The sequence below is a fragment of the Bacillus sp. BC05(2025) genome (assembly GCF_056725905.1).
The window spans coordinates 161265-187412 of the sequence record NZ_JBWYRA010000004.1 but is presented as its reverse complement, the minus strand read 5'-3'; the positions used below and the strand labels follow the sequence as shown (position 1 = coordinate 187412).

The following is a 26148-nucleotide window of genomic DNA, read 5'->3' as shown; positions in this document are numbered from 1 at the left end:
ATAAATTATGTTTGATATCATTTATAATGATACCGTATAAGGGGCTGTGATACATGGAAATAAATGATCTTATTATATTCAAAACTGTAGCTAGTGAAGGTTCTATTAGTAAAGCTGCGAAAGAGTTAGGATATGTTCAGCCAAACGTAACTGAGCGTATTAAAAAATTAGAACAAGAATTAGAAACTCCTTTACTACATAGAGATAACAAAGGCGTTTCCTTGTTACCTTCTGGGGACATTTTATTAGACTACACGAATCAAATATTAACTTTAGTAGAAGAAGCAAAAGATAAAATTAAAACGAGTGGTTCTTCTTATATAATCGCGACGTCACAATCTATTTTGACTACTTATGTAAGCAAGCGTATTAAAGAAAATTTCAGGAATTATCAAATATATGTAGAAAATAGTAGTCATTTGCAAAAATTACTGCAGCAACAAAAAGTTGATATGGTCATTACTTACGAGGATGATCCCGACGCAGCTTTTAAAAAAGTATTTACTACTTCAATTTCTATAGGCTTATTGAAAACGAAAGAAACACGTACCATTGACTATTCAAAGGAACTCTTCTTCGTTAGTAATGACAAAAAGTGCCCTTTTAGAAATAAGACGATACAATTTCTAAAAGAAAATAATTTATCTCAGCGTCAACTTCAACAATTAGATTCTTATTCACTTATGGAAGAGTTTATTCAGGACGGAAAAGGGATAGCCTTTTTGCCGATTAAAAATGATAAATTGGTACCAATTGAAGATGTTCCAGTTGAGAAATTAGCTGTTCATTTTTTTACAAATCAAAACTCTTTCAAACAAATCCCTGATGAACTATTTGGTTAATAAAAAATCCCTCCTTTATGAATCTAAAAGAGGGATTTTCATATTCTGTACAATTGATTTTTCACACATTTTGCTCCACTTCTGCACTTTTCTCCTTCTTATTCCGTTTCATATTCTTCAGTCCCTTAACCGTGCCAACTAATCCTTTCGGGAAAAGTAGCAATACGATGATGTACAATAAACCAAGAATAATCGTCCATCGTTCAAAGATCGGATACTCTGTAGCTAGTTCTGATAAATAATATTTTAGAGATTCAATAATTCCTGCTCCTGCAATTGCTCCAATTAACGTTCCGACGCCTCCAATCATCGTCATCAATAATGCATTTAATGTCATTTCAATTGAAAATACAGTCGTATTTACAAAGCGTAATGTGATAACAAATAATCCACCACTAATCGCAGCTACTACTCCTGCAACAATGCTAGCAATAATTTTGTAATGAAGCACTTTATATCCTAGTGCTTCGACACGTTGCTCATTTTGTGAAATTGCCTTTAATACTTTTCCAATAGAAGATTTGGTGAAAAGACGTAACAGAATAAAAATGACAATTAAACATATAAGTGTTACATAATAAAAGGTAAAACGATCACGGAATACGTCTGGTACACCAAATGTAAAACCATCTCCTCCGTGAGTGAGCCAACGCCATTTTTCAGCAAGTACGAAAAACAATTGTGAAATAGCAAGTGTTAACATTGCATAAAAATGACTTTTCAGTCGTAAAGAAAGCAAACCGATTATATAACTAACCATTGCTGAAAGGATAATTGCAGCTATTATCCCTATTAAAAAGTTCATTATGGATACTCCTTGCCGATCAAATAAGAGCGCTACGCCATATGCTCCTATTCCAAAGAACATACAATGACCAAATGATACAATTCCGGTATATCCAAGCAATACATCAAAACTCATTGCAAAAATAGCAAAGATGAAGATTTGAGTGAACAAAATTAACAGGCTCCGTGAATCATTTACGAACGGAAATACACTTAAACAAATGAGCATACATACTCCGAAATATACTTTAATTCGGTCCGATGTGTTGTTCACCATTTCACCCCTTTTCACCAACAAGTCCAGTTGGCTTCACTATTAAGAAAAATAGTAACATTAACATATTAATTGCGAGTGATAAATCCGGTATAAAATACGCTGTAAAAGCACCAGCTAATCCGACAATTAAAGACGCGATTGCTGAACCTTGTACGCTCCCTAACCCTCCAATAATTACTACTATGAACGCTAAAATTGCATACTGCATACCCATCTCGGCGAAAATCACGCCTGAATATGGTGCTAATAAGAAGCCACCTAAGGCAGCCATCCCTGCTCCTAATAAAAAGACGAAAGAAAATATCGCTTTTACATTAATACCGAGCGCTTGAACCATCTCTTTATCCATTACACCAGCTCGTATCATAAGACCTATCTTTGTTTTTTTAAGTAATAATAGTAAGGCGATGTATATGATGATCCCAATTATAATAACGAATAGACGATATTTTATTAATATAACGCCTCCGAATGTAAAACTTCCCTGTAGCCATAACGGTAATTTTGCACCAATTGGATTAGAGCCCCAAAATACTTTAATGCATTCACTTAGTACAAGCATTCCTCCAAGTGTCACAAGAAGCTGGCGAACATGATTTCCATACACCGGTCTAATAAGGAATCTTTCTAAAACGAAGCCAAGAAACATCCCCATAGCTATTGCTCCAGTTAACGCTAATACATAACTACCTGTCATATTAAATAGCCAAACACCTGTAAACGCTCCCCACGCAAATAAACCACCATGTGCGAAGTTTAGAACACTCATTAAACCGAAAATAAGTGAAAGACCTGATGCTAATAAAAAAATGAGCATCCCTGTTGAAATCCCATTTACAAATAAATTGATTAACACATCCATCCTTCTCACCTCGGATTCATGTTAAGAGATTCCTAAATATTTATGACACATTTCCTTATCCTCTTTTAATTCATGCATAAAACCGTTATGAACAATTTTTCCGTTATCCATAATATAAAAGTAATCACCAATTTGACTAGCCATCATAAAATTTTGTTCAACGAGTAAAACTGTTGTTTTCTCTTTCATTTTTAAAATGGCTATCATTAACTTTTCTATCATAATGGGGGACAAGCCTTTACTCGGCTCATCAATAAGTAATAAACCATCACTATTAATAAACGCTCTTGAAATTGCTAGCATTTGCTTTTGTCCTCCGCTTAAGAGCCCGCTTTTTTTGTGCCAAAACTGCTTTAAATCTGGAAATAATTCAAGCATCCACTCGATTTTCTCTTCTGCTTCTTCGCCCTTTCCTCTAGCAAGAGCGAATGTTTCTTCTACTGTCAGATCGTGAAAAATACCTTGATTTTCTGGTACATACCCTATTCCTTTTCTTGAAATTAAATGTGTAGATAGTCCATTTACTTGTGTATGATCGTAATAAATTTCACCATGTGCGATATGGTGAAATCCCATAACCGAACGTAATGTCGTAGTCTTTCCTGCCCCATTTCTCCCAAACAGTACAGTAATCGTCCCTTTCTCAACAGTAAGAGATACCCCTTGTAAAATATGAAACTGATCTAAATACGTCTCTATATTATTCACTTGTAATAGTGCCACTATATAATCCCCCTAAATAAGCACTTTGTACACGCTCATCTTTCATAATCTCTTCAGGCAATCCTTCAGCCAATAGTTCTCCATGGAATAAAACGATAAGATGGTCTGACAAACCTAGTACCATATCCATTTTGTGTTCAATCAGTACAATTGTACTCTCTGGATGTTTTTTAATATTTTCAATCACTTGTAAAATAGCCGGTACCTCCTCAACTGATATACCTGCAGTCGGCTCATCAAGTAGCAACACATCCGTTTTTAAAGCTAATAACATCGCAAGCTCTAACTTTCTTTTTTCTCCATGCGCTAAATCTTTCGCTAATACATGTTCCTTCTCCTGAAGTAATACTGTTTTTAAAAAACGTCTCGCCTCTCCAACTTGTTGCTTATATTTTGCCGAACTCGGAAAGAAACTATAATAATCTTGTACGAATGATTGAACACTTAAACGAACATTTTCAAGTACCGTTAACTCTGGGAATATATTTGTAAGTTGAAAAGAACGACCAATTCCTAATCGAGTTCGATCTGAAATTGATAACTTTGTAATGTCTTGTCCTTTAAAATATACTTCACCCTTTGTTGGAGGAATTTGTCCACTAAGTAAATTAAATAACGTTGTCTTTCCTGCACCATTTGGTCCAATAATGGAAATAAGCTTTCCTTTTTGTACTGTTACATTCACATCCTTAATAACGTGATGTTCACCAAAAGATACGCTAAGATTTTTCGTTTCAAGCAAATGCGTCATGAAATCCCTCCCTGTAAAGCTTTAAGTATGAAAGAAATACGTATAAAGAGGGGGTCCCCTCTTTATACAAAAACAACAGAAAATTCAGTCTATTTATTTTGAACTGGTGGTTCTGTCTCTTTCATCGTTAATTCTCGCTCTAATACTGGCACTGGATAGTCAACACCATCTTGCTTTTTCAACGTGATAGAATAAAGCGTCTGCATCGCTTGGTGATCCTTTTCCCTAAACTTCATCTTTCCTTTCGGTGTATCAAATTCCATTCCTTCCATTTTCTTAATCAACGTATCTACATCTGTATCTCCTTTTGATTTCTTTAAAGCTTCTACAATTGAAATTGCCGCTGACATTCCACCTGCTGTAAATAAATCTGGCACCGTACCATTAAATCGTTTTTTATGTTCTTCCACTAACCAATCATTCACCTTATTTTTCGGGAGTGTATGATAATAAACAGAAAAGCCTTGCATTCCTACTAATGCATCCATTGTTTTTAATGCCGGTATATCTGGTGCACCCGTAGAAATTTTAATACCTTGTGCTTCTACATTCATATCCTTCAACTGTTTCCAAGGTGAATTCGCCCCTGCCCAAACGATAAATAAATAATCTGGTTTTGAGCTAATAATATTTTGAATATTTGCAGTGAAGTCAGTCGAATTTGTATCAGCATATTGCTCGTTTACAATATTCGCACCTAATTTCTTCGCTCCAGCTTTAAATGCAGCAATCCCTTCACGGCCGTAAGCATTATCTTGTGCTAACGTCGCTATTTTCACATCTTTTTTAGCAATTGCTGCAGCACCAGCGACTGCATCTTGAGATGAATTTCTACCTGTTCTAAAAATATATTTATTCCAGTTCTTCCCGGTAATACTATCAGCTACTGCCGGTTCTACAACCATTATTTTTTCATATTCTTCAGCTAATGGTAAAACCGCTAATGTATCACTTGAACTAGACGATCCGACTAAAAAATCAACTTTCTCTTCTTCTAATAACTTCGTAGCTTTTTTAACTGCTACATCAGCTTTTGTTTCTGTATCTTCTACAACAAACTTAATCTTCTTCCCTTCCACTTTCCCAGTTCCACCGGTTGCATAGTCTAACCCTAATTCAAATCCGTTCACTGTTTGTTTTCCATATGATTCTAATGGACCTGTTAACGAAGCAAGAACCCCTACCTTAACCGTCTTTTCATCTTCTGTACTTGCCTTCTTTCCTGAACAAGCTGCCGTTATTAATAATGAACCTAGAACACAACCAGTAGCCATCATTCTTAGCCATTTACGTTTTTTCATCGACATTGTGATCCTCCCCATACTTTACTTTCTGATAGAATCAAACACGCCAAAGTTCCCCATCCGTAATTATGACTTTTTCTTTGAATCATATAAACGAGATTGTTTAGAAAATTAATGAAGTACCTTTACATTCGCCACCTCTTTCCAAATACCTCCATTTCTTGTGTATTCATTTAGTATTTTTCACCACCTAATCACAGTCGCTGCCCACGTATACCCAGTCCCTGCACTAACTACTACTGCAATATCTCCAGGCTGTAATTTTCCCTGTTCATTTGAAAAGTGCAGACCAATGCAAGGATCAAGCGCTGACATATGTCCATAATGATCTAAATATACAACTTGTTCTTCTTCTAGCCCTAACCCCTGTATCAATTCTATTAACATAGAACGTTTTGTATGCAATGGTAACAATACTTTAATATCTTTAGGAGTTAACCCACTTTTTCTTAATGCCTCTCGAATCACCTTGTCAAAATTAGGGATTGAAACCCGGTCTAGACGCTCTTTCATACTATTAGGATCTATTACATCAATATAATGTTGTCGATTCTCAACTGTATCATAGCTCGCAAGCTGCTTTGATCCACCTGCTGGAATACGTACATCTTCATGAAATGAACCATCTGTTATAATCGCACTTCCTAATATTTCACCGTTGCTAGCATCTTTTTTCACTAAAGCTGCGCTTCCGCCATCAGCGAAATTAAACATAAAACGTGAGCGTGGATTATCATAATCTACAATTTGAGATTCTTTACATCCACCTACTAATAATATATTTTCAATTGAGTTATCGGAGTAGAGCATATCTTTTGCGACTTTGAGAGCAATAGGAAAGCAAGAACTAACATTCATAATTTCAAAAGCATAAGCATTTTTCAATCCAAGTTCATGCTGAATTTTTGGGGCGCTTGACCATACGTGGTAATCTTTATGTGGACTGCCAAAATAAATGACTATATCAATAGATTGAGGATCTATTTGTAATAAGATTGGCTTTGCAGCAGCAATAGCTAAATCTGATGCATGCATCGTTTCGTCTGCGACATGTTTTTCATATAAACCAAACTTTTCTATAATAATTTTCTCAGGGATGCCTGTTTTCTTAGATAGATCTGCAGCCGTCTCTACGTCTTTTGGGAAGAAAACACCAGTCGTTTCAACCCCAATATTCATTAGACTACTCCTCCTTCTTTTGGCACCATCATCGTCGCTACACCTGTCAATACTAAATCTCCTTTTTGATTATGACATTCAGTTAACAATTTCAAAACTCTCTTTTCTATCATAAATTCTTGCACTGTAGCCGTAGCTGTAATTGTATCTCCTATAAAAACTGGTGCTGTAAATTTAATAGTTTGTTCCATATAAACGGATCCTTTTCCAGGTAAATGAATCCCAAGTAATTGTGATAATAAACTAGAAGTTAGTAGACCATGTGCTATCCTTTGATTAAATCTAGTTTGTTTCGCATACTCATGATCAATATGAATTGGATTAAAATCCCCACTCAAACCTGCAAATAATACAAAATCTGTTTCTGTTATTGTTTTACTACATGATGCCTGTTGACCAGTGCTATACATCGCCATCTCTTCACCTGCTTCTCAATTGATTTGCTAACTGTACTTTTTGAATTTTACCAGTTGCATTTTTGGGCAATTCCTCTATAAAAACAATTTCTTTCGGTATTTTATATTTTGCTAGAAATAAACGACAATGTTCAATGACTTCCTTTTCAGTTAATTCACTGCTACTCTTTTTCACAATAAAAGCGATTGGAATCTCCCCCCACTTTACATGTTGCCTGCCAACAACCGCTACCTCATATACCTCCGAAATCTTATTAATGACCTGCTCTACCTCAAGTGGATAAATATTTTCACCACCGGAAATTATCATTTCTTTTTTTCTACCAACAATGTATACAAAACCTTCTTCATCAACTTTAGCTAAATCTCCCGTATATAACCAACCATCTTGAATTGTTTCTTTTGTTGCATCTGGTCGATTCCAATACTCTTTCATTACATTCGGTCCTCTTATAAGTAACTCCCCAACTTCACCGATTCCAACCTTATTTTTATTTCCATCAATAAGTATATAATCACAAAACAGAACAGGTTTTCCAATTGAACCTACTTTACGTCTTGCATCTTCTTCTGAAAGCATAAATACGGTTGGTGATGTTTCAGTCATGCCAAATCCTTGACCAAATAAAAATCCTCTATCTATAAATTCTCTCATCAACTCTTCTGGACATGGAGCACCACCGTTATAAAACCAGCGAACTGATTGTAATTTTGTAGTTTCAAACTTTGGGCAATTAATCAATGCTTGATGAATTGTAGGTACTCCCATTACGACAGTCACTTTATGTTTTTCTATCATGGAAAGGGCTGTTGTTGGTTCGAATTTTCTTGGAATAATAATTACGCCACCTACAAATAAAGTTGGAAATGCGAATAAACCAATTCCACCAATATGAAATAAAGGTAATAATACAATAGAGCGGTCGTGCATAGTTAAGTCAATCGCAAATGTATTGTTAAGCGCATTCCAAAACATATTTTCTTGTGTAAGTACGGCTCCTTTCGGTTTTCCTGTTGTACCTGATGTATAACATATAATAAAGGATGCGCTTTCATTTATCTCTTCAAAGTTGTCACTTTTTCTATCTTCTATTTCTTTTAAACTTTTAATTAAAATAACTCTTTGAACATACGATACCTTATGCATTGTCATTGCCATATTTTGAAATGGCTCCTCTACAAATAAAACTGTAGTTCCACTATCCTTTAACTGAAAGATAAGTTCATTTTCTGTTAACCGTATATTAAGTGGAACAGCAATACATTCTACCTTTGCTATAGCAAACAAAAGTACAATATATTCCAAGCTATTTTGTGATAAAATGGCTATCCTTTCTCCTTTTTGCATATTTAAGTCGTAAATTAAATAGGCTGCTACTTTACTTACATACTCATGTAACTGTTTATATGTTATTTCCTCCTCTTCTGTAATAATGGCAATGCGATCTGGATGTAAATAGGACCGTTTTTCAATCCAATAAGCAATGCCTTGCATATTTCCTCCACTCCCTTATCTCTTTCTCAATCCTTCAAATATTAATGACATCGCCGCTTCAAATACATCTTCCGGAACATCTTTCTCTTCCCAATAACCCCATCGCATTCCTAAAAATTGTCCAATTGACATAAGACAATACGCAATTGTTTCTTTATCAAGTTGTTTAAACTCTCCCGCTTCCATACCAGCCGATAAACTTTTTAAAAATCCATTTGCGAGCTTTGCATAGTACCATCTATATAAGTTATCATCAACAACTACTGCCTGCTGTACAATGTTATATAGATTAGGTCGATCTTTTACCCACCGAAAAAAAGCCTGAAAACCTCTTCTTTGTGCCTCTTCATAACTTGATATTCCCTTCATTTCTTCTTTAATAATTAAGCGTAACTCACGGTTCAATCTGCGAATTAATTCATCGAATATATCTTTTTTAGATGGAAAGTAATTATAGAAAGTTCCGTGTGCTACCTTTGCTTCTTGTGTAATATTCACGATAGAAGCCTCATAATATCCTTTACTACCAAATACCTCTTCTGCAGCACACAATAATTTCTCTCTCGTTTCTAACCCTTTTGTTGTTAGATTTTTTACATCCATTATTATTTTTTCTGACACCTGAATCACCTCTTAGATTTGATTATAAATACATTTCTGAATTTTACAATTATTATTGTTAGACAAAATCTGCAAGTGTTTTTCTATATCCCAACAAAGGTTGGCTTCTGTTGACTAACTACTAATTAGTGAGAATTTTATAACACATTCCTAATCAGAATGAATAAACGCCCTCGTCAGTTGAGTTTTTTACACTTACCTCCCTCACATAACACCATATATATTTAAGAAATATCACGAAAGCAAATCTTTATTTTACAAAATCTAAATATACTAATATAATATATAATTGATTATCACTTAAAAGTAACGGATATGAGTGAGAAAATATTGTTTTATATACTTAGGAGGAATCATAATGAATTTTAAACATGTACTTGCAACAGGCTTAATTACCGCCACATTATTCGGCGCAACGAATGCTCATGCACAAACTGAACATTTCATCGATGTACCAATGGAGCACTGGTCTAAAGATTCGATTAACTACTTAACTGAAAAAAAGGTCATTAGTGGTTATGGTAACGGAAAATTTGGATTTGGGGACAATGTAACTCGTGGACAAGTAGCTGCGATTATTTCAAGATACTTAAAACTAGAAAATACCGGATCTACAACTAAACATTTCTCTGATATTCATGGGCATATGTTTGAAAACAATATTAAAGCAGTTGCTCAAAAAGGAATTATGACAGGGGACAGTAGCACTGACAAATTTAGACCAGATGATACATTAACTCGATATGAAATGGCTGTTATCTTACAAAAAGCGTTTCATCTATCTGTAAAAACAAACGACCTTTTCTATGATGTTCCAAATAATTTTTGGGCAACAGACGCTGTTCGTTCATTGTATAGTAATGGTATTACAAAAGGAATTGGAAACTATCAATATGGCGGAGAAATGAATGTAACAAGAGAACAATTTGCAACGTTTATGTATAAAGCAATTAATGTAAGCCCTTATTTTGTTCCTGATTCTATTCCTGCAAAAGATGAGGATAAGTACAAAGAAATTGAGAATATATTGATTGATTCTGGATTTTTAAAAACTGATTATAACTATGTATATACTAAAACTGGTCATACATATGATGGCATTATGTATTTTAATTTTTCTCCTTATGATGACAGCGCATATAGAATGTCTATTCATAGTGATGATTCTGTATTAAATGAGCCGGTGAAAAAAATTCTAAACACACTACTACCAACTAAAACAGATTATCTATATAGTTTAATTAAAAACCCTACTGCAAGCTCTCGAACAATAGAATTAGATGGTCGCAAAATTGAGTTTAGAAGAGACTCTAGTACTAGTATAAGTGTTTCTCTTGGAAAACGAAAATACTAAAAAGACTATTTATCATGAATATAAGTAGCTGAATGGTTACTCATAAAAAATAAAAGGACTCCCCCATAAGTCGTTTTCACCAACTTATGGGGCAGCACCCTTTCATCTTAATTAGAATTATTTTCTACTCCCTCTAACCCTTCAGTCAATTGTTTTTTATCTAGCCCTTCCCCTATTACTACCAAGTTCGTCGGGAAACCGAAGTCTTGTTCCAGTAAAGTAGGTACCCCAAATGAATATTGGAATAGGTGCGGGTATTTATCTCCATGGAATTTAACAAATCCTTTTACACGATAAATACTGTCTGGTAACTTTGAAAGCCATTCATATAAATTGTCTTGATCAATCGATATCGTAAATTGATATGTCATCGTTTGTATATGTAAATGCTGTTTTACATGTAGTGTCTCATGTTCCGCGCCATTCGTAAATTCAACTTCTTCTATGTCTTCTAAAGTTATATTACAATATTTTGTTTCAAACAATTTCGCATGATTATTTATCACTTTCACTTCTTCTATTACTTTGTTCTTATCCGTATCTGTTAGTAAATCTGATTTATTAATTAAAATGTGGCTACCAAACTTCAGTTGCTCATGCAATAATTGCTGAACGTTTGCACTTAATACACTTCGATTTAACCATCTTACTGCATCTAAAACGACTACAATTGATTTCACTTCTAAGAAAGGTGCTAAAATTGGTGATACACATGCATCTAACACTTCTATTGGATGCGCAACACCTGTCGTTTCTATATAAATGACATCTGGTCTTTCTTGCTGATATAACGAATGCAACTGTATTTCAAGCTCTTCTTTTAGCGTACAACAAATACATCCTTTCAGAAGTTCTCTTAAAACATTCTCTTTTCCAATAATATCTGTGTCTACCGAGTATTCACCAATTTCATTCATTAATACTGCAACTTTTCTATTTTTCTTTTTCTCCGCTAACAATAGATTTTGTAATAATGTTGATTTTCCACTTCCTAAAAAACCACCTAATATATGAATTTCTACTTTATTCATGTGATCGACCATCCATTTCTTTATTTCAAACGTATTCAAAGCGTAATAATTACGATTTATATTTATTATTTTATTAAAAGAGTAGTGATTTGTAAATATATCTTCACTGTTCATTTACATCATACGCAACTCTAATTCCAGACTCTATTGCTCCTTGCATCCACCCATGTGTTAATGTCGTATGCTCTCCTGCAAAGTGTACTTTTCCAGCTGGTGATGTAATATACGGAAATAACTCGAGTTCTTGCCCCGGTTCGAAAGCTGTAAATGCGCCGCAAGAATACGTATTTTTACTCCAGCTAAAAGATGAGCCAGTAACAAATTCACTATAGACGATGTCACCGTATATTTCCGCTAAATTTTTTAATGCGTAACGAATACGATCTCTTTGCGAGAGACTATCCCATGTTAATGCCTCATCTGCCCACGTATAACTTGCTAAAACGATGGCTGCTCCTGGTGTATAGATGCCATAACTCGGATAATATGTAAATCGTATAGGTAAATCTGTAATCGATTTACCGCCACACTGTCCCGCTTTCTCCCAAAATCTACTTTTAAACTCTATCGCAATTTTAGTTGCAGCAATATAATTTAACTCACGAATTGCTCGTCTTTTAAAATAAGAGAATAAATGATATGGCTGAACTTCTACAAAGCGTAACGCTGAAAATGGAATTGTAATAATAGCACTATCACTTGTTATTGTAAATTGCTTTAACGTATGCGCATGACTTCCTTGTAACATTACTTTATTACCTTCTTGTATGATTTTCTCTACTTTATACGACATAAAAAGATTATCTTTTAACTTCGGTAAAAATGAATTTGGTAATGCATCCATTCCGCCCGTTATCTCGTAATATTTTGTCGTTGAAGTAAAAAAGATCATTTCACGTAATACTTCAATTAAAGACATTCCCATATATGCTTCCATATCAAGAAGTACACCGATCATATCGATTGCTCCGTCTGAATAATACTCCATTAAAAAGGAGCCAAGCGAATATGCTTTATACTTTTTTTCAATGATAATCCAGTTTATATTAGGATCTTTTTTTATAAAATTAAGTATTGGTTCTAATACTACTAACATTAACTCTTCTGCCGTTTTTCCTTTTTCATTCTCTAAAATGGGATATCCAAGTATACTTGGGTTTGTTTCAAACAAGCTCAATCTCGTTTTAATATTATTCGTATAAATAATATCTGAAGCGGTTTTATTTATAAACAGATTTAACGGTAATTTAAATTTGCGAATGTATGCTAAAGTTAACTCATGTGTTTCAGGAATTCGCATTGGCCCTGCATTAAAATATAAACCTCTGCTAAACGGTTCGCGCATCGTATATATTCTTCCGCCTATTCGGTTATTCGCTTCTAAAATTGTTATGTCATGCCCTGCTTCTTTCAATAAAGACGCTGCAACTAACCCTGAAATTCCTGCACCAGCAATAACAACCTGCTTTGGGTTATTCGTCTTAACGAGCCCCACATTAATAATATGAAGCATTCTTTCCATCGTTAATGGCTGTATCATGCCTTTTCCCCTTCAATAAAGGATTTTATTGCATTATATTCGGTTAACTTGCTTCCTATGTTTCATGCAAAGAATTGCAAGGATACATTTTCAATTACTTGAATATCTTTTATAAAATGTAATAAACTAGATATGACTCTATAGAAGTAAGACGTATTATCTTACATAATAAAATCAATGAAATTGCGAGGAATTTTGAAATGAAAAAAGGTATTAACCGAGTTGTATTAGTAGGAACAGGAGCGGTTGGATGTAGTTATGCTTACTGCATGATTAACCAAGCTGTAGCTGAAGAATTTGTTTTAGTAGATGTAAACGAGGCAAAAGCTGAAGGAGAAGCGATGGATTTAAGTCATGCTGTTCCTTTTGCACCAGCTCCAACTAGAGTATGGAAAGGTAGCTACGAAGATTGTAAAGATGCAGATCTTGTAGTCATTACAGCTGGATTACCACAAAAACCAGGCGAAACACGTTTAGATTTAGTTGAGAAAAACGCAAAAATCTTTAAACAAATCGTTCGCAGTATTATGGATAGCGGCTTCGATGGTATCTTCTTAATCGCAACTAACCCTGTCGATATTTTAACTTACGTAACTTGGAAAGAATCTGGTTTACCTAAAGAGCGCGTAATTGGTTCTGGTACAACACTTGATTCTGCTCGTTTCCGCTATATGTTAGGTGAGTACTTCGATATTGGTCCACACAACATTCACGCCTATATTATCGGAGAACATGGCGATACTGAACTTCCAGTTTGGAGCCACGTTTCCGTTGGTATCCAAAAACTACAGACACTGCTTGAAAAAGACAACACGTATAATCAAGAAGATTTAGACAAAATTTTCATAAACGTTCGTGATGCAGCTTACCATATTATTGAGCGAAAAGGTGCAACTTACTATGGTATCGGTATGTCCCTTCTACGTGTTACTAAAGCCATTTTAAACGACGAAAATAGTGTATTAACTGTTTCGGCATATTTAGAAGGTCAATACGGTCAAAAAGATGTTTATATCGGTGTCCCTGCTGTTTTAAATCGCAGCGGTGTTCGTGAAATTTTAGAAGTGGAATTAAGTGAAGAAGAAGAATTAAAATTCGATCACTCTGTTCAAGTGTTGAAAGAAACTATGGCTCCAGTTCTTTAATATGTATAGTAAAAAAGCAATCCATTTTATTTTGGATTGCTTTTTCATTGTTCGCTCATATAAAATATTCGTTATTTTCTAATTGATTCTTCATTGTTTACATTAAGTACATCTAATAAGAAGATAAAGATTGGTATCCCGATAATAAGCCCCCATATTCCAAGGAAATGCTCTGAAAAGATGAGAATCATAAATGTATAAAAGATTGGTAAATTCGTTTTCGCAGACATAAACTTCGGGTTTAAAAAATAACTTTCAAGAGCATGGATTACTGTAATGAACACAAGTATGTATACGACATACATAACTCCGCCTACGTTGTAAGCAATGATACAAAGTGGAAACAAAGAAATAATCACACCTGCAACAGGAATCAATCCTAGTAAGAAAATCATGACAGCCAATACGAGAAGCTGCGGAAATCCTAAAACCATTAATGCAATGACAGTAAGAATACAATTGACAACCGCAATTAAAAACTGCGCTTCAATTACTTTACCGAACGACCTTGCAAACCTTTCGCCAAAATATGCAATCTCCTCATAAAAAACCTTCAGACTACTATTTTTAAATTTCGAAGTAAATGATATTATGCGTTCTTTTTCTAACAAGAAAAATAAACTTAAAATAAGAGAGAGTAGTATTTGCAAACTAACTTTTCCTATATTTGCAATCGATTGATATATGACATCTACACCTTGTTCTATATATTTTGATACTTCCATCCCATTAATTGTTGAGAGTGCATATTTAATGATTTCATTATCAGGTGGATTTTGAAAAAACAACCTAAACTGATAAATCAATTGGGAAATTTGTATCGTTAGCACAGGTAAATATTTATATAATGTTGTGCCGATAAAAGTTACTAATATTATATACAAACATGCGATAACAATTTTCCGATTCACTTTCAATTTATTTGAAATAAAACGTTGAAACCGATCCATTAAAAACGTCAGTATAAACGTAATCAATATTAAATTAATCATACTTTTTAATCCGTATAATACAAGCGCTACTATTATTAAAACGAGAAACCGTTGAAACCCTCTGCTTCGAAAGAAATTTTTCACTTCATTCATTAAAATTTAACCTCCCCCTTCAATGGATGGAAATTGAATATATTACATTTTATGAACTCCTATAGACAATCTTTCTTACTAATTGAGAAGAATCCTTTTTTTCTTTTCATATTGTTAGATTCGTTTAACTAGAATCCACCAACATATTTCGGTGGATTCCAGTTATTTTTCATATAATCTTTTATAAATTAGGTGATTTTCTATTTTTAGACTGCTGTTCATACGCATATCCAATATTAAAAAGCTCTTTTTCACCAAACTGTTTCCCTACAAACACTACACCGATTGGTTCTCCATTTTTATCATATCCAGCAGGAACCGCTAATTCCGGATAACCAGCTACAGCTGATAGAAGAACTTCATCGTTATTAATCATAACTAGAGCATCCAAACCTTTTTCTACTAAATACCTATCTAGCTCTTTTCTTGCATTTTCTTGACTCGTTTGCACTACGTTTTCAAACTCTTCTTTCGTTATAGCAGATTTTTCAGATCCCTCAATTAATGTTTGTCCGTATTTTATTCGTCTTTTACTATCCTTTTTATTAAACGCTATAATCTCTTCTAACGATTTTGCCGGTACATTCTTTTGCTGTGAAAGATAGTCGTTTACATTATGCTTGAACTCATATTCTAATGTTTGCAAATTATCTACACCCTCAGCACTTAACTGGATATTATCAGTTAATATCGCACCTGCATCTTGAAGGTCTTTTCTAATTTTTTCTGCTACTGCTTTTCTATTTTCATCTTGTTGGTCTACAGAAAAAAGAAGTCCTATCTTTTTCCCTTTTAATCCATCTATTGATAAATCCTTTGTATAATCAATTCTTTCTTTATCTTTCATTTTTTCTGTCATAATATCTTTTTCGTCATAACCTATCATTGCATTAAATAACGTTGCTGCATCTTTTACCGTTCTTGCCATAGGTCCTGCTGTATCAAGAGTTTCAGCTAACGGAATAATTCCTGTTCTGCTTACCATACCTAAAGATGGACGTAACCCAACTACTGATTGCTGCGCCGCGGGTGCAACAATCGATCCCGTCGTTTCTGTTCCGATTGCAAGCGGCGCAAAATCTGCCGCAACTACTGTAGCAGATCCTGAACTTGATCCTGAAGTATCGAATGTGATCGGACCATACGGATTTAAATTTTGTCCTTTCTTCCCACTATACCCACTTGGCATTGTAAAAGATAAATAGTTCGCCCACTCAGACATATTCGCTTTTCCTAAAACAAATGCCCCTTCTTCTTTGAACCGCTTCACAATTGTTGCGTCTTGATCTGCAATCCAATCTTTTAATACATAAGTTCCTGCACTAGTCGGCATCACTTTTTCCGTCTGTACATTATCTTTTACAACGACAGGAATACCATATAAATTCGACTTTTTGTTTCTACCTCGCTCTTGATCTAACTTCCTTGCTTCTTCCATCGCATTAGGATTTATTTCTGTAACAGAATTTAATGTTGTTCCATTTTGATCATGTTCTTGTATTCTAAAGAGATAAATACTCGTTAATTCTTCATATGACAACTTTCCATCATCAATCATTTTTTGAAGCTCATCTACAGTCGCATTTACGATTTCTTTTTCTTTTATCTTTACATTTTCTATATTGATTCCTTTAAGTTGATTATGTATCGGTTGTAGCACTCTTTCTTTATCATATACAATGCGCTCAGGTCCCTTTGGAAAATAATTTTTATACACGTAATATCCGCCAGCACATGCTAATAAGACAATACCTCCAGCGATAGACAGCGTTACCTTTACCCATTTCTTCATGTTGCTTCCTCCACTCTATAAGATGCTTAGCTATACAAAAAAGAGAGTTACCTTTTACTTAACTCTCTTCAATCAAAATGCTAAATGAAAAAATGAAAGATTTCAATCTAATTACTTCTTTTTTTGCATTTGCTTTGCTAACATTTCTTTCACTTGATTATACGTTAACCCTGAATTTTTATTTAAACGCTTTACTTCCTCAACATCAGTACCTACCACTGTATATTTTTTCTCATCATTCATTTTTCTAATTCCCTTCTCACCGTATTATTTCTTATATTTCTTCCCTAAATGCGCATAAATTAACACCACTACAAAAAAGGAAGCTGTTTTTAAGCACAGCTTCCTTCTCGTTACATATTGTATTTCTTAATAAAATTTCACTACATCTTCAGTAGGTAAGAATGTTCTTTCTCCTGGTTGTTCATTTGGCTCACCAAATGGCATTTGTCCTACTAAGCTCCACTCTGCTGGAATGTTCCAAGTTTCTTTCACTTCAGCATCTACGATTGGATTGTAGTGTTGCAGAGACGCACCAATTCCTTCAGCTGATAATAACATCCATACAGTATGTTGTAACATTGCATTTCCTTGATGAGACCAGAATGGGAACTGCTCTTTATATAATGGTGCATTTTCTTGCATTTTTTCTACTGTTGCTTGATCTTCAAAGAATAATACAGTCCCAACACCTGTATGGAAACCTTTTAATCTTTCTACAGTCGCTTCAAAGTTTTCTGCTGGTACGCGGGCTCTTAGTGTTTCTTTAACAATATCCCAAAACTTTTCATGCTCTCCATCCATTAATACAACCATACGGCCACTTTGCATATTGAAAGATGTTGGTGCGTGTAAAGCTGTTTTTAAAACTTCTTCAATTCTTTCTTTCGTAATTGCATCGTTTTTTGTTACTTTACGAATAGAACGACGGTTCACGATTGCTTCTTTTAAGTTTGTTGTAGTTGCTGACATTTTCATTCCTCCAAATATTTGTTTTATAATTTATCCCGCTTTAATGGGCAGTAAGACCCCCACCTCAAAATTCAGCGAAAGCAAAGAAGTTAGGTGGGGGATGAACTGCCCATTAAAGTCCGATTGGTGAGGGCTAATAATCAGTGGAGGATGAAGACCCCCCTCTGATTAAAGTTTCACTTTATTTTGTTATTTCATAACAAGTGAATTAGCAATATCCATCTGTATTACATTGCATACCTTCAAATGAATTTGTTTTATCCTTTTCAATTTCTTTATCAATGACTCTTTGTAGCGTTTCTTTACTAGCAAGCCCTTGAATGACTTCATTACCAATCATGACAGTTGGAACAGCCATAATATTCGCTTCCTCATATGCGTGCTGAATCGCTTCTTCATGCTTTTCTTTATATTTACGAGTTATTAAAGCATCTTTAAATTCGGCTTCAGGAAGACCTACTTCTACCGCTAATTTTGTTAAAACATCGATATCTTCAATGTTTTGCTCTTCTTGGAAAAATGCTGTGAATACGCGGTGATGATACTCATTTCCAAGTCCACGCTCTTTCGCAAATTGACATCCTTCGAAAGCTAAATGTGTATATGGATGCGGAGAAACACGTGGCAAACGCATATCAATTCCTAATTTCTTCGCAGTTGGAAGAATGAAAGCATCCCATGAACCTAATTTTTCCGGCTCATTCCATGGATCTATTTTTGAATATGGGCTTGGACGTAATTCAAATGGCATCCATTCAATCTCTACATCATTCTCTTTCGCTACCTCATCTAATGGACCTTTTGCTAAAAAACAAAATGGACATATAAAATCTGAGTATACTTTCATTTTTACAGTCATAACTTTTACACCTTACCTTTATAGTTGTAATCAAATCAGTTACATTAATAATAAAAAAATATAAATATGATTTAAGCATTCATTTTTTCTTGCAAAGTTTCAAACAACTGCCCCATCGTAATATTTCTCAAAACTTCTTCCATCGCAGATTGTGCTTGTATTAATATAACTTCTAATACAGCTTGAATATTTGCTCCAATTGGACAATCTGGATTCGGTTGTTCGTGAATATGAAATAGCTTATCTTCTTCCACTACATTTACTGCATGATACACATCTAACAATGTGATTTCATGTAAATCCTTTAATAAGCCCGCACCACCCGGACCGCGATTTACATATACAAAACCAGCTTGTTTCAAGTACGACATGATTTTGCGAATGACTACTGGATTTGTGTTTACACTTTCAGCCATATAGTCTGAAGTACAAAGTGAAGATGGATTGTTTTTCAAAATAGATAATATATGAACAGCTATAGAAAAGCGGCTACTAATTTTCATCGTAATCACCACCTCGATGTAATCATTATAGTTACAACATAAAAATAAGTCAATCCTTTTCATAAATTTTTTATAAGCAAATTAAAAAGTGTCCCATTATGATATATGAGACACCTCTTTTTATTCTGTAAATAACGCTTGAAATTCCTCAATAAATAGCTGCACAGCGATTGAAGAATCCTTTAATGAAGGAACAGCTAAAGCAATTTCTCTCCATACTTGTGGTTCCAATTCTCTCGTTTGCACATTCTGTGGTAAATTTATTAAAGATAATTCGGCTAATATTGCAATACCTAATCCTTCTTGAATCATGTTTAAAGCTGTAGTAACGGTTGATATTACATACTCAGCCCGAAGTGGTACGTTAGCTTGTTTAAACATATCAATAATAGGTGGTTCGTATCCACCCTTGCATAATATAATCGGTTCATCCTCTAAATCACGAATTGTAATAGAGACCTTCTTACAAAGAGGATGATCATCTCTTAAGATAACAACCATTTTCCCTTTCGTTAATGGAACAATCTCCATCTCTTTATTAGGCAAAATAACAATTCCTATATCAATAACCCTCGATACTAACCAATCTTCAACTTCTTGAATCGTCCCTTCACAAAGAACGACTTCTAAGTTCGGATACTTCTCCTTAAAATGATTTATCATTTTCGGTAAGAAATGTGCCGAAGCACTCGGAAAACTCCCAATTCGAATCGTCCCAACTTCGTGTCCTTTCTCCATCGCAACTTCTTGTTCAATCTTCTCTACACCGTTCAAAATCTCTCTAATATGTACAAGAATTCTGTTTCCTACATCCGTAACGATTAGCCCTTTTCGTTTATCACGTATAAGAATCGTAACTCCTAACTCTGACTCGATACTTGAAATCGCATGACTTACCGCTGGCTGCGTCATATTTAACACCCGAGCTGCCTTCGTAAAACTACCTAACTCAACAGTTTTTATTAATACTTGCAGTTGTGTAATAGTCATAACTAATCACTTATACTCCTTATAAAAAAGATTCATTTTATTTATTACAGTCCATATCATATCATAGTGAAATGAATAACAACAAGGAGGTCTTACCGTGACACAGCTTTCTCGAACTAAGACGGCCATCATCCTTACCTTTCTCGTTTTCATGTGGGGAATCAATTGGCCTTTATCTAAGTTTGCCCTGCATTATACACCACCCGTTTTATTCGCAGGCGTTCGAACTTTAATTGGAGGATTCATTTTACTCCTGTTCGCATTACCGAAATACAAAGAGTTACACTTAAAAGAAACTTGGCATTTATACGTTATTTCTTCTTTACTTAACATCATTATATTTTACGGATTACAAACTGTAGGTCTTCAATATATGCCTGCTGGATTATTTTCCGCCATCGTCTTTCTACAACCTGTTTTACTCGGCATTTTCTCATGGATTTGGCTTGAAGAATCTATGTACGGGTTAAAAATTTTCGGGCTTGTTCTCGGATTTATTGGCGTAGGTGTGATTAGCTCTAGTAGTTTAACTGGACATATTTCTATTATCGGCATCCTTCTCGCGTTAGGATGCGCGATTGGCTGGGCACTTGGCACAGTATTTATTAAGAAGACTGGGCACCGCGTTAATGCTATTTGGATGGTAACACTGCAGCTTATTATTGGTGGATTCTGCTTAATTGGATTTGGATCAGAGTTTGAAAGCTGGTCTAGTATCGCTTGGAGTATACCATTTATTAGCGTACTACTCTTTATTTCATTCTTTGTTATTGCAATGGGATGGCTTGCATACTTTACTCTTGTTGGAGCTGGTGAAGCAAGTAAAGTTGGGGCTTATACATTTCTTATTCCACTAATCGCTATTATTGTAAGCTCAATTTTCTTACATGAGGCCATTACGATTAGCTTATTCATCGGACTATTATTTATTGTGGTGAGTATTTGTTTCGTAAATATAAAGCCGAAGACACTCGCTGTAAGGCCGCAGGTTGAAGTGAAATAGATATGGGAAAGAGCCTACTGTTTGTAGGCTCTTTTTCATATCTTACTTTTTACGGCGCACTACAAAAATACACGCCCCTACCGACGATACAATCGCCAAAATAGATAGGGCAATGGCTATCAATTGCATATTACTAGTACCTTCATTCTTTTCTACATTAGACACTTCACCATGTTCTCCTGTTACTGACGTACCTTTTGCGATTGTAGTAAGTGAATGTGGTTTTTCAGCTTTTTCATCGCCTGTCCATTCAACAATTTCTCCGTCTTTATATTGTTGATATGCATCCCAAGCTATTTTTTGTTCTTTATCAGGGTTTTTAGCGACGAAAGTAAATCGCTGGAACTGACCGGGTAAAATCCCATCTCCTGTTGCTTCCCATACTACAGTTTTCACTTTTCCAGCATTATCTTTTTTCTCTTCCACTTTCCATCCTGGCACTGGTTCATACTGTTGGAACTCTACTCCAGACGGTATTTTCAATGTAACTTTTGTCGTTGCTACATTCTTTTCAACTGGTACTTTTATCGTGTAAGTCTCCCAAGAACCAACGTCAGAAGTTTCTGGCTTTACAGTAACGTGCGCACTAACAGGTAATGAAAAAATCCCCATTGCAATTATTGTTGCGATTATTGTTGTACCCAATTTTTTTATTCGTTTCATTTTCTATTAACTCCTTTTTATCTATACCTTTGCTTTATCTGCCGCCTACTATAAATTTATAATCCGTATCAAAACTATCAAGAGATTTTGTTAATCCATGAACTTGTATACTCCAGTTTCCTGTCATGTTAATATACATACCTTCTGCTTCGTATTCTCCTGGTGAAACTGCGGAAGCTTTAAATGAACCTTTTCCCATATTCATATCTAATGATTGCGTTGTTAAAATAATTTGCTCCATATCGGTAACAGGTTGTCCGTTCTCATCCTTTAAAGTAATATGAAATGTATTTTGTCCTACTTTATTAGGACTTACATGTAAAGTAAGTTCATATCCATTATCTAATTGTTTGCTCTCTGTAAAAGGTCCAGTAGGAGGCATCGGCGGTGTTTGTACGTTTGTCATAAAAGCTACGATTACGAAAATGATAATTCCAATGATAAATTCCACTTTCACTGTAGCGCCTAAACCTTGCTTCGCTCTCATTTTCCCTTTCACATAATGAACAATTCCCAATATCCCCATGAAAATGAATAAAAGTATCTTTACTAATAAAGCTAATCCATACTTCGTATCAAATAATGAGTGGATTGTTGGAATAAAGAATGTACTGTTAAAAAGACCTGTTATTAAAATCACGATGACAGCACCTGTTGCCCATGGTGAAAAACGCTTAATCATATCCCAATACATACTCCACTTGTCATCCTCTTTACGTAATAGAAGAATAATAGATGATAGACCGCCAATCCATAATGACGCTGCAAATAAATGCAGAAAATCCATAACGACAGCAATCTCTTTAAACTTTAAACCATATGCGTGACTATTACATGCTTTCATAACAAGGATCCCAATAAACAATACTATTGGAATGCTCCATACTTTAAACGATGAAAACTTCTCACACTTCATCGCAAAATATGTAACAATTATAAGCAAACTAATAAGAGCCATTTGAGTGAGCCATACATAACTAAAAACAGAAAGCTGTAACGTTTCTTTTAATAGTAAAGGATCAAATGCTTCTAGCCATGAAACATCAGCATTTATTTTCGCTTGCAATGGTAGATTGAATAGTAAACTAATGAATATGCCAATTAATGAAATCCATATTATTTTTTTACTTCTTGATCGAACCAATGTTGCATTCCCTTTATACATAATAAGATTAAAGAATAGCACTCCTATAAATAAGGAGAAACCTGTATATAGAACTCCACGCTCCATAATCATATCGATTTGCGGAACATACCCCATCTCTTCTACTTGTACATCGTCTGCTCCAGCTTCCGCTAATCCAATTCGGAACGGAATAACTCCTTGAATAGGATGGCCGTCAGCAGAAATTACTTTCCACTGAATAGAGTAGAGACCATTTTTGAGATTCTCTTTTAATCCAGCTTCTAATAGCTTTTTATTTTTTTTATCAATATGAGCATCTTTTAAATCGACCCTTTTACCTGATGTATCTCTCACGTACAATGTATTAAAACTTGAGACTTGTATGTCCTCATCGAATTCAATTTTCACGACTGCTGGTGCTTTCTTCAACGTTTCATTTTCAGCAGGGTTTGATTTCACAATATACGCATGAGCAGATGCACTTTTTGGTATCCATATGATAAGCATACATGCAATGAATAGCAATATCCCTATCCTTCTCATTACTTTCACACTCATTTCACTTCTTTCTTCCTCATCACTATATTTTCATTACCTTAACTTCCCAAGTGGGATTCTCGGGCGAAATATTAACCTTATTAAATATAATCTTCTATACAGTATAACTATTTATTTCTCTCTCACCCCTAAACTCCCAATACAATAGTAACTACCTTGATGGATACAACTTACATTTTTAAAGCCGATTGTTATTATATCATAAAATATATTTATGTAAGTTCCTGAAGAAGAAAAGTTATCGTGAATGATTTGTGAAGAAAATGTGAAATTCATAAATAAAAAAAGGCATTACGTTTTTACGCAATACCCTTCTTCCATCATAAAATTTCTTTACTTCTCTTCCGGATAATCACAATACTCAATAATTGTTCCCTCTGTATCCGCTGGGTTAAGATATATTAATCTTCTACCGTGCTTATTCATTCGAAGCGTATGCTCTAACGTTCGAATACCTTGTTCTTTTAACTCTTCTAGAGCCACATCTAAATCATCGACACGATATGCGACGTGATGAACACCTTTGCCTTTTTGTTTAATAAAGCGTGCTATTGGAGATGTCGTATTATTCGTCGGTGCAAGTAATTCAATTCTATCTCCATCCACTTCAAGAATGGCTACTTCGCTTTCAACACCAGGAGCTTCACTTACGTAACGATCTATTAAAGTTCCTAACAACACATTTTCATAAAAACGTATCGTACTATCTATATCTCGAACTGCGATGCCAATATGATCAATTGTTTTTTTCATTTTATTTCCCCTACAACTTTATTTTCTTTCATTATTAATAGTAACAAAAAAAGTTATAGAAACAAGTTCTATAACTTTTTATTTAACCTATTTTCTTATTCGCACTAGCTGCTGGTTGAACTTGATTTTTCCCTTTTAAAACGCTAATGCCGTATCCGATAAATCCACCGATAATCGCTGGGAAGATCCAACCTAATCCTACTTCTTGCATCGGAAGGAATTTAGTGAACACTTGGCTTACTACTTCAATGTTAACGCCAGCTGCACTTAATCCATCAAATAAGCTGATAATAAATGTTACGATTAAGCTCACTTGGTAAACTTCAGCTCTTCCTTTGAATAATGAATGGAAGAATGTTAAGAAAATCAATACAATTGCTAGTGGATAGATTGCTGTTAATACTGGAACAGAAACTGCGATTAATTGTGTTAATCCTACGTTTGCAACAATTGCACTAAATACACATAGCGTGATGGCAATTGCTTTGTAAGGGACATTTGGGAATAACTTATGGAAGAATGAAGAACATGCTGATACAAGTCCCACACTAGTTGTTAAACACGCTACTGTGATCATTAATCCTAATAATACTCCACCATATGATCCGAAATAGTAGTTAGAAACTTTCGCTAATACTTCTCCACCATTCTCTAAATGTCCAAGCTTTGCAACACTTGAAGCACCCATATAAGAAAGGGCTGTATAGATAATTGCTAAAATAGATGCTGCAATGATTGTCGCTTTTGCACAAACAATCATAATCTGTGTTTTCGTTTTCGCACCTTTTTCTTTAATTGCATTAATGATAATGATTCCAAATACGAATGATGCAAGTGTGTCCATTGTTAAGTACCCTTCTTGGAACCCTTTAAAGAATGCATGTGATGTATAAGCTTCCACTGGTGCTTGCATATCTCCAATCGGATGTATAAAAGCAACGATTACTAATATACCGATAAAAGTTAACTTAATTGGCGTTAAGATTTTTCCAACAATATCGACAATTTTCGCGGGGTTTAGCGAAAAAAAACAAGTGATGCTAAAAAATACAATTGTGAAAAGAATTAAAGGTGTAGAACCTACTCCCTCTGGCATAAACGGCTTAAGACCAATTTCATAAGAAACATTTCCTGTTCTTGGTATTGCAAATAACGGACCGATCGCTAAGTATAAAACTGTTGTAAACACAATCCCGAACACTGGGTGAGCCCGACTTGCTAATGACTGTAAATCATCTTTACCCGAAAAACCAAATGCTAGTACACCTAGTAATGGTAAACCTACTCCTGTTACTAAAAACCCAGCGTTAGCAACCCACACATTCTCTCCTGCTGATTGACCAAGCATTGCCGGGAATATTAAATTTCCTGCTCCAAAAAATAGTGCGAATAACATTAATCCAATAACTACTATGAACGAAAACGGTACTTTGTTCGTCATAATGTAACCTCCATTCTGATCCTTTTATCTCATTTCCATTTTTAACTAATTGAATTTTCTGAATCTTTAATTCGATT

At 34.7% G+C, this 26148-nt stretch carries 26 protein-coding genes; 4 read left to right on the top strand and 22 right to left on the bottom strand.

The features are described 5' to 3' along the window. The first annotated feature begins 53 nt into the window (after nucleotides 1-53). Nucleotides 54-842, top strand: a complete 789-nt coding sequence (locus tag ACZ76X_RS15100) for a LysR family transcriptional regulator (protein ID WP_479850860.1) — start codon at nucleotides 54-56, stop codon at nucleotides 840-842. A gap of 61 nt (nucleotides 843-903) precedes the next feature. Here ACZ76X_RS15100 and ACZ76X_RS15095 read toward each other — a convergent pair whose 3' ends face one another. From ACZ76X_RS15095 to ACZ76X_RS15055, 9 genes are all read right to left on the bottom strand, one after another. Further along, entirely contained in the window at nucleotides 904-1857 is a 954-nt protein-coding gene (locus ACZ76X_RS15095) for a branched-chain amino acid ABC transporter permease (protein WP_479851164.1), read from the bottom strand. 49 nt (nucleotides 1858-1906) lie between these two features. Beyond that, complete coding sequence (locus tag ACZ76X_RS15090) at nucleotides 1907-2767, bottom strand: branched-chain amino acid ABC transporter permease (RefSeq protein WP_479850859.1); 861 nt, start codon at nucleotides 2765-2767, stop codon at nucleotides 1907-1909. Between the two features lie 21 nt (nucleotides 2768-2788). After that, the gene (locus ACZ76X_RS15085) at nucleotides 2789-3490 is read right to left on the bottom strand and encodes a branched-chain amino acid ABC transporter ATP-binding protein (RefSeq protein WP_139867667.1); all 702 of its coding nucleotides are present in this window, start codon (nucleotides 3488-3490) and stop codon (nucleotides 2789-2791) included. Then, nucleotides 3468-4241 (bottom strand): ABC transporter ATP-binding protein, encoded by a 774-nt coding sequence (locus tag ACZ76X_RS15080; protein WP_098667572.1) that lies wholly within the window; start codon nucleotides 4239-4241, stop codon nucleotides 3468-3470. The genes ACZ76X_RS15085 and ACZ76X_RS15080 overlap by 23 nt, the downstream gene beginning before the upstream one ends. A gap of 89 nt (nucleotides 4242-4330) precedes the next feature. Next, nucleotides 4331-5548: a substrate-binding domain-containing protein gene (locus ACZ76X_RS15075; protein ID WP_479850858.1), complete on the bottom strand. Its 1218-nt coding sequence runs from the start codon at nucleotides 5546-5548 to the stop codon at nucleotides 4331-4333. Between the two features lie 180 nt (nucleotides 5549-5728). Then, a complete protein-coding gene (locus ACZ76X_RS15070) occupies nucleotides 5729-6724 on the bottom strand; it encodes a 3-oxoacyl-ACP synthase (RefSeq protein WP_479850857.1) in 996 nt (331 codons plus the stop codon). Then, a complete protein-coding gene (locus tag ACZ76X_RS15065; RefSeq protein WP_479850856.1) occupies nucleotides 6724-7140 on the bottom strand; it encodes a MaoC family dehydratase in 417 nt (138 codons plus the stop codon). The genes ACZ76X_RS15070 and ACZ76X_RS15065 overlap by 1 nt, the downstream gene beginning before the upstream one ends. Before the next feature lie 4 nt (nucleotides 7141-7144). Next, a complete protein-coding gene (locus ACZ76X_RS15060) occupies nucleotides 7145-8635 on the bottom strand; it encodes an o-succinylbenzoate--CoA ligase (protein WP_479850855.1) in 1491 nt (496 codons plus the stop codon). 15 nt (nucleotides 8636-8650) lie between these two features. After that, a complete protein-coding gene (locus ACZ76X_RS15055) occupies nucleotides 8651-9256 on the bottom strand; it encodes a TetR/AcrR family transcriptional regulator (protein WP_001290799.1) in 606 nt (201 codons plus the stop codon). Between the two features lie 358 nt (nucleotides 9257-9614). Between ACZ76X_RS15055 and ACZ76X_RS15050 the strand changes: the two genes are divergently transcribed. After that, the gene (locus ACZ76X_RS15050) at nucleotides 9615-10610 is read left to right on the top strand and encodes an S-layer homology domain-containing protein (protein WP_479850854.1); all 996 of its coding nucleotides are present in this window, start codon (nucleotides 9615-9617) and stop codon (nucleotides 10608-10610) included. A 107-nt stretch (nucleotides 10611-10717) separates the two neighbouring features. On the opposite strand, the gene ACZ76X_RS15045 is transcribed toward ACZ76X_RS15050, so the two are convergent. Continuing rightward, nucleotides 10718-11641 (bottom strand): CobW family GTP-binding protein, encoded by a 924-nt coding sequence (locus ACZ76X_RS15045; RefSeq protein ID WP_479850853.1) that lies wholly within the window; start codon nucleotides 11639-11641, stop codon nucleotides 10718-10720. A gap of 103 nt (nucleotides 11642-11744) precedes the next feature. Next, nucleotides 11745-13181, bottom strand: a complete 1437-nt coding sequence (locus ACZ76X_RS15040; protein WP_479850852.1) for a flavin monoamine oxidase family protein — start codon at nucleotides 13179-13181, stop codon at nucleotides 11745-11747. Nucleotides 13182-13381: 200 nt separating this feature from the next. On the opposite strand from ACZ76X_RS15040, the gene ACZ76X_RS15035 reads away from it, so the two are divergent. After that, nucleotides 13382-14326, top strand: a complete 945-nt coding sequence (locus ACZ76X_RS15035; protein ID WP_127812874.1) for an L-lactate dehydrogenase — start codon at nucleotides 13382-13384, stop codon at nucleotides 14324-14326. A 71-nt stretch (nucleotides 14327-14397) separates the two neighbouring features. On the opposite strand, the gene ACZ76X_RS15030 is transcribed toward ACZ76X_RS15035, so the two are convergent. The 7 genes from ACZ76X_RS15030 to ACZ76X_RS15000 all read right to left on the bottom strand — a co-directional run bounded on the left by ACZ76X_RS15030 (nucleotide 14398) and on the right by ACZ76X_RS15000 (nucleotide 20527). Then, nucleotides 14398-15411: an AI-2E family transporter gene (locus ACZ76X_RS15030; protein ID WP_479850851.1), complete on the bottom strand. Its 1014-nt coding sequence runs from the start codon at nucleotides 15409-15411 to the stop codon at nucleotides 14398-14400. A 181-nt stretch (nucleotides 15412-15592) separates the two neighbouring features. Then, nucleotides 15593-17203, bottom strand: a complete 1611-nt coding sequence (locus tag ACZ76X_RS15025) for an amidase family protein (protein ID WP_479850850.1) — start codon at nucleotides 17201-17203, stop codon at nucleotides 15593-15595. A 111-nt stretch (nucleotides 17204-17314) separates the two neighbouring features. Continuing rightward, entirely contained in the window at nucleotides 17315-17446 is a 132-nt protein-coding gene (locus ACZ76X_RS15020) for a hypothetical protein (RefSeq protein ID WP_000997344.1), read from the bottom strand. A gap of 126 nt (nucleotides 17447-17572) precedes the next feature. Continuing rightward, entirely contained in the window at nucleotides 17573-18175 is a 603-nt protein-coding gene (locus ACZ76X_RS15015; RefSeq protein WP_479850849.1) for a nitroreductase family protein, read from the bottom strand. Nucleotides 18176-18383: 208 nt separating this feature from the next. Continuing rightward, complete coding sequence (locus tag ACZ76X_RS15010) at nucleotides 18384-19034, bottom strand: DsbA family oxidoreductase (RefSeq protein ID WP_479850848.1); 651 nt, start codon at nucleotides 19032-19034, stop codon at nucleotides 18384-18386. 71 nt (nucleotides 19035-19105) lie between these two features. Then, nucleotides 19106-19537, bottom strand: a complete 432-nt coding sequence (locus ACZ76X_RS15005) for an Rrf2 family transcriptional regulator (protein WP_000704076.1) — start codon at nucleotides 19535-19537, stop codon at nucleotides 19106-19108. 120 nt (nucleotides 19538-19657) lie between these two features. After that, nucleotides 19658-20527, bottom strand: coding sequence for a LysR family transcriptional regulator (locus ACZ76X_RS15000; protein ID WP_479850847.1), 870 nt, complete (start codon nucleotides 20525-20527; stop codon nucleotides 19658-19660). A 97-nt stretch (nucleotides 20528-20624) separates the two neighbouring features. On the opposite strand from ACZ76X_RS15000, the gene ACZ76X_RS14995 reads away from it, so the two are divergent. After that, entirely contained in the window at nucleotides 20625-21530 is a 906-nt protein-coding gene (locus ACZ76X_RS14995; RefSeq protein WP_098667586.1) for a DMT family transporter, read from the top strand. Between the two features lie 42 nt (nucleotides 21531-21572). On the opposite strand, the gene ACZ76X_RS14990 is transcribed toward ACZ76X_RS14995, so the two are convergent. The 4 genes from ACZ76X_RS14990 to brnQ all read right to left on the bottom strand — a co-directional run bounded on the left by ACZ76X_RS14990 (nucleotide 21573) and on the right by brnQ (nucleotide 26071). Next, complete coding sequence (locus ACZ76X_RS14990) at nucleotides 21573-22193, bottom strand: YcnI family copper-binding membrane protein (RefSeq protein ID WP_479850846.1); 621 nt, start codon at nucleotides 22191-22193, stop codon at nucleotides 21573-21575. 34 nt (nucleotides 22194-22227) lie between these two features. Continuing rightward, nucleotides 22228-23877, bottom strand: coding sequence for a copper resistance CopC/CopD family protein (locus tag ACZ76X_RS14985; protein ID WP_479850845.1), 1650 nt, complete (start codon nucleotides 23875-23877; stop codon nucleotides 22228-22230). 333 nt (nucleotides 23878-24210) lie between these two features. Beyond that, complete coding sequence (locus tag ACZ76X_RS14980; RefSeq protein WP_479850844.1) at nucleotides 24211-24630, bottom strand: VOC family protein; 420 nt, start codon at nucleotides 24628-24630, stop codon at nucleotides 24211-24213. A gap of 82 nt (nucleotides 24631-24712) precedes the next feature. Beyond that, nucleotides 24713-26071 carry a branched-chain amino acid transport system II carrier protein gene (gene brnQ, locus ACZ76X_RS14975; RefSeq protein WP_479850843.1) on the bottom strand — a complete coding sequence of 453 codons (1359 nt, stop codon included), beginning with the start codon at nucleotides 26069-26071 and terminating at the stop codon, nucleotides 24713-24715. Between the last annotated feature and the right edge of the window lie 77 nt (nucleotides 26072-26148).

Excerpts from the sequence above, each read along its gene's own strand:
- ACZ76X_RS15100 (WP_479850860.1), top strand. The coding sequence starts at position 54 with ATGGAAATAAATGATCTTATTATATTCAAAACTGTAGCTAGTGAAGGT.
- ACZ76X_RS15095 (WP_479851164.1), bottom strand. The coding sequence starts at position 1,857 with ATGCTCATTTGTTTAAGTGTATTTCCGTTCGTAAATGATTCACGGAGC.
- ACZ76X_RS15090 (WP_479850859.1), bottom strand. The coding sequence starts at position 2,767 with ATGGATGTGTTAATCAATTTATTTGTAAATGGGATTTCAACAGGGATG.
- ACZ76X_RS15080 (WP_098667572.1), bottom strand. The coding sequence starts at position 4,241 with ATGACGCATTTGCTTGAAACGAAAAATCTTAGCGTATCTTTTGGTGAA.
- ACZ76X_RS15075 (WP_479850858.1), bottom strand. The coding sequence starts at position 5,548 with ATGTCGATGAAAAAACGTAAATGGCTAAGAATGATGGCTACTGGTTGT.
- ACZ76X_RS15070 (WP_479850857.1), bottom strand. The coding sequence starts at position 6,724 with ATGAATATTGGGGTTGAAACGACTGGTGTTTTCTTCCCAAAAGACGTA.
- ACZ76X_RS15065 (WP_479850856.1), bottom strand. The coding sequence starts at position 7,140 with ATGGCGATGTATAGCACTGGTCAACAGGCATCATGTAGTAAAACAATA.
- ACZ76X_RS15060 (WP_479850855.1), bottom strand. The coding sequence starts at position 8,635 with ATGCAAGGCATTGCTTATTGGATTGAAAAACGGTCCTATTTACATCCA.
- ACZ76X_RS15050 (WP_479850854.1), top strand. The coding sequence starts at position 9,615 with ATGAATTTTAAACATGTACTTGCAACAGGCTTAATTACCGCCACATTA.
- ACZ76X_RS15045 (WP_479850853.1), bottom strand. The coding sequence starts at position 11,641 with ATGAATAAAGTAGAAATTCATATATTAGGTGGTTTTTTAGGAAGTGGA.
- ACZ76X_RS15040 (WP_479850852.1), bottom strand. The coding sequence starts at position 13,181 with ATGATACAGCCATTAACGATGGAAAGAATGCTTCATATTATTAATGTG.
- ACZ76X_RS15035 (WP_127812874.1), top strand. The coding sequence starts at position 13,382 with ATGAAAAAAGGTATTAACCGAGTTGTATTAGTAGGAACAGGAGCGGTT.
- ACZ76X_RS15030 (WP_479850851.1), bottom strand. The coding sequence starts at position 15,411 with ATGAATGAAGTGAAAAATTTCTTTCGAAGCAGAGGGTTTCAACGGTTT.
- ACZ76X_RS15025 (WP_479850850.1), bottom strand. The coding sequence starts at position 17,203 with ATGAAGAAATGGGTAAAGGTAACGCTGTCTATCGCTGGAGGTATTGTC.
- ACZ76X_RS15020 (WP_000997344.1), bottom strand. The coding sequence starts at position 17,446 with ATGAATGATGAGAAAAAATATACAGTGGTAGGTACTGATGTTGAGGAA.
- ACZ76X_RS15015 (WP_479850849.1), bottom strand. The coding sequence starts at position 18,175 with ATGTCAGCAACTACAACAAACTTAAAAGAAGCAATCGTGAACCGTCGT.
- ACZ76X_RS15010 (WP_479850848.1), bottom strand. The coding sequence starts at position 19,034 with ATGACTGTAAAAATGAAAGTATACTCAGATTTTATATGTCCATTTTGT.
- ACZ76X_RS15005 (WP_000704076.1), bottom strand. The coding sequence starts at position 19,537 with ATGAAAATTAGTAGCCGCTTTTCTATAGCTGTTCATATATTATCTATT.
- ACZ76X_RS15000 (WP_479850847.1), bottom strand. The coding sequence starts at position 20,527 with ATGACTATTACACAACTGCAAGTATTAATAAAAACTGTTGAGTTAGGT.
- ACZ76X_RS14990 (WP_479850846.1), bottom strand. The coding sequence starts at position 22,193 with ATGAAACGAATAAAAAAATTGGGTACAACAATAATCGCAACAATAATT.
- ACZ76X_RS14985 (WP_479850845.1), bottom strand. The coding sequence starts at position 23,877 with ATGAGTGTGAAAGTAATGAGAAGGATAGGGATATTGCTATTCATTGCA.
- ACZ76X_RS14980 (WP_479850844.1), bottom strand. The coding sequence starts at position 24,630 with ATGAAAAAAACAATTGATCATATTGGCATCGCAGTTCGAGATATAGAT.
- brnQ (WP_479850843.1), bottom strand. The coding sequence starts at position 26,071 with ATGACGAACAAAGTACCGTTTTCGTTCATAGTAGTTATTGGATTAATG.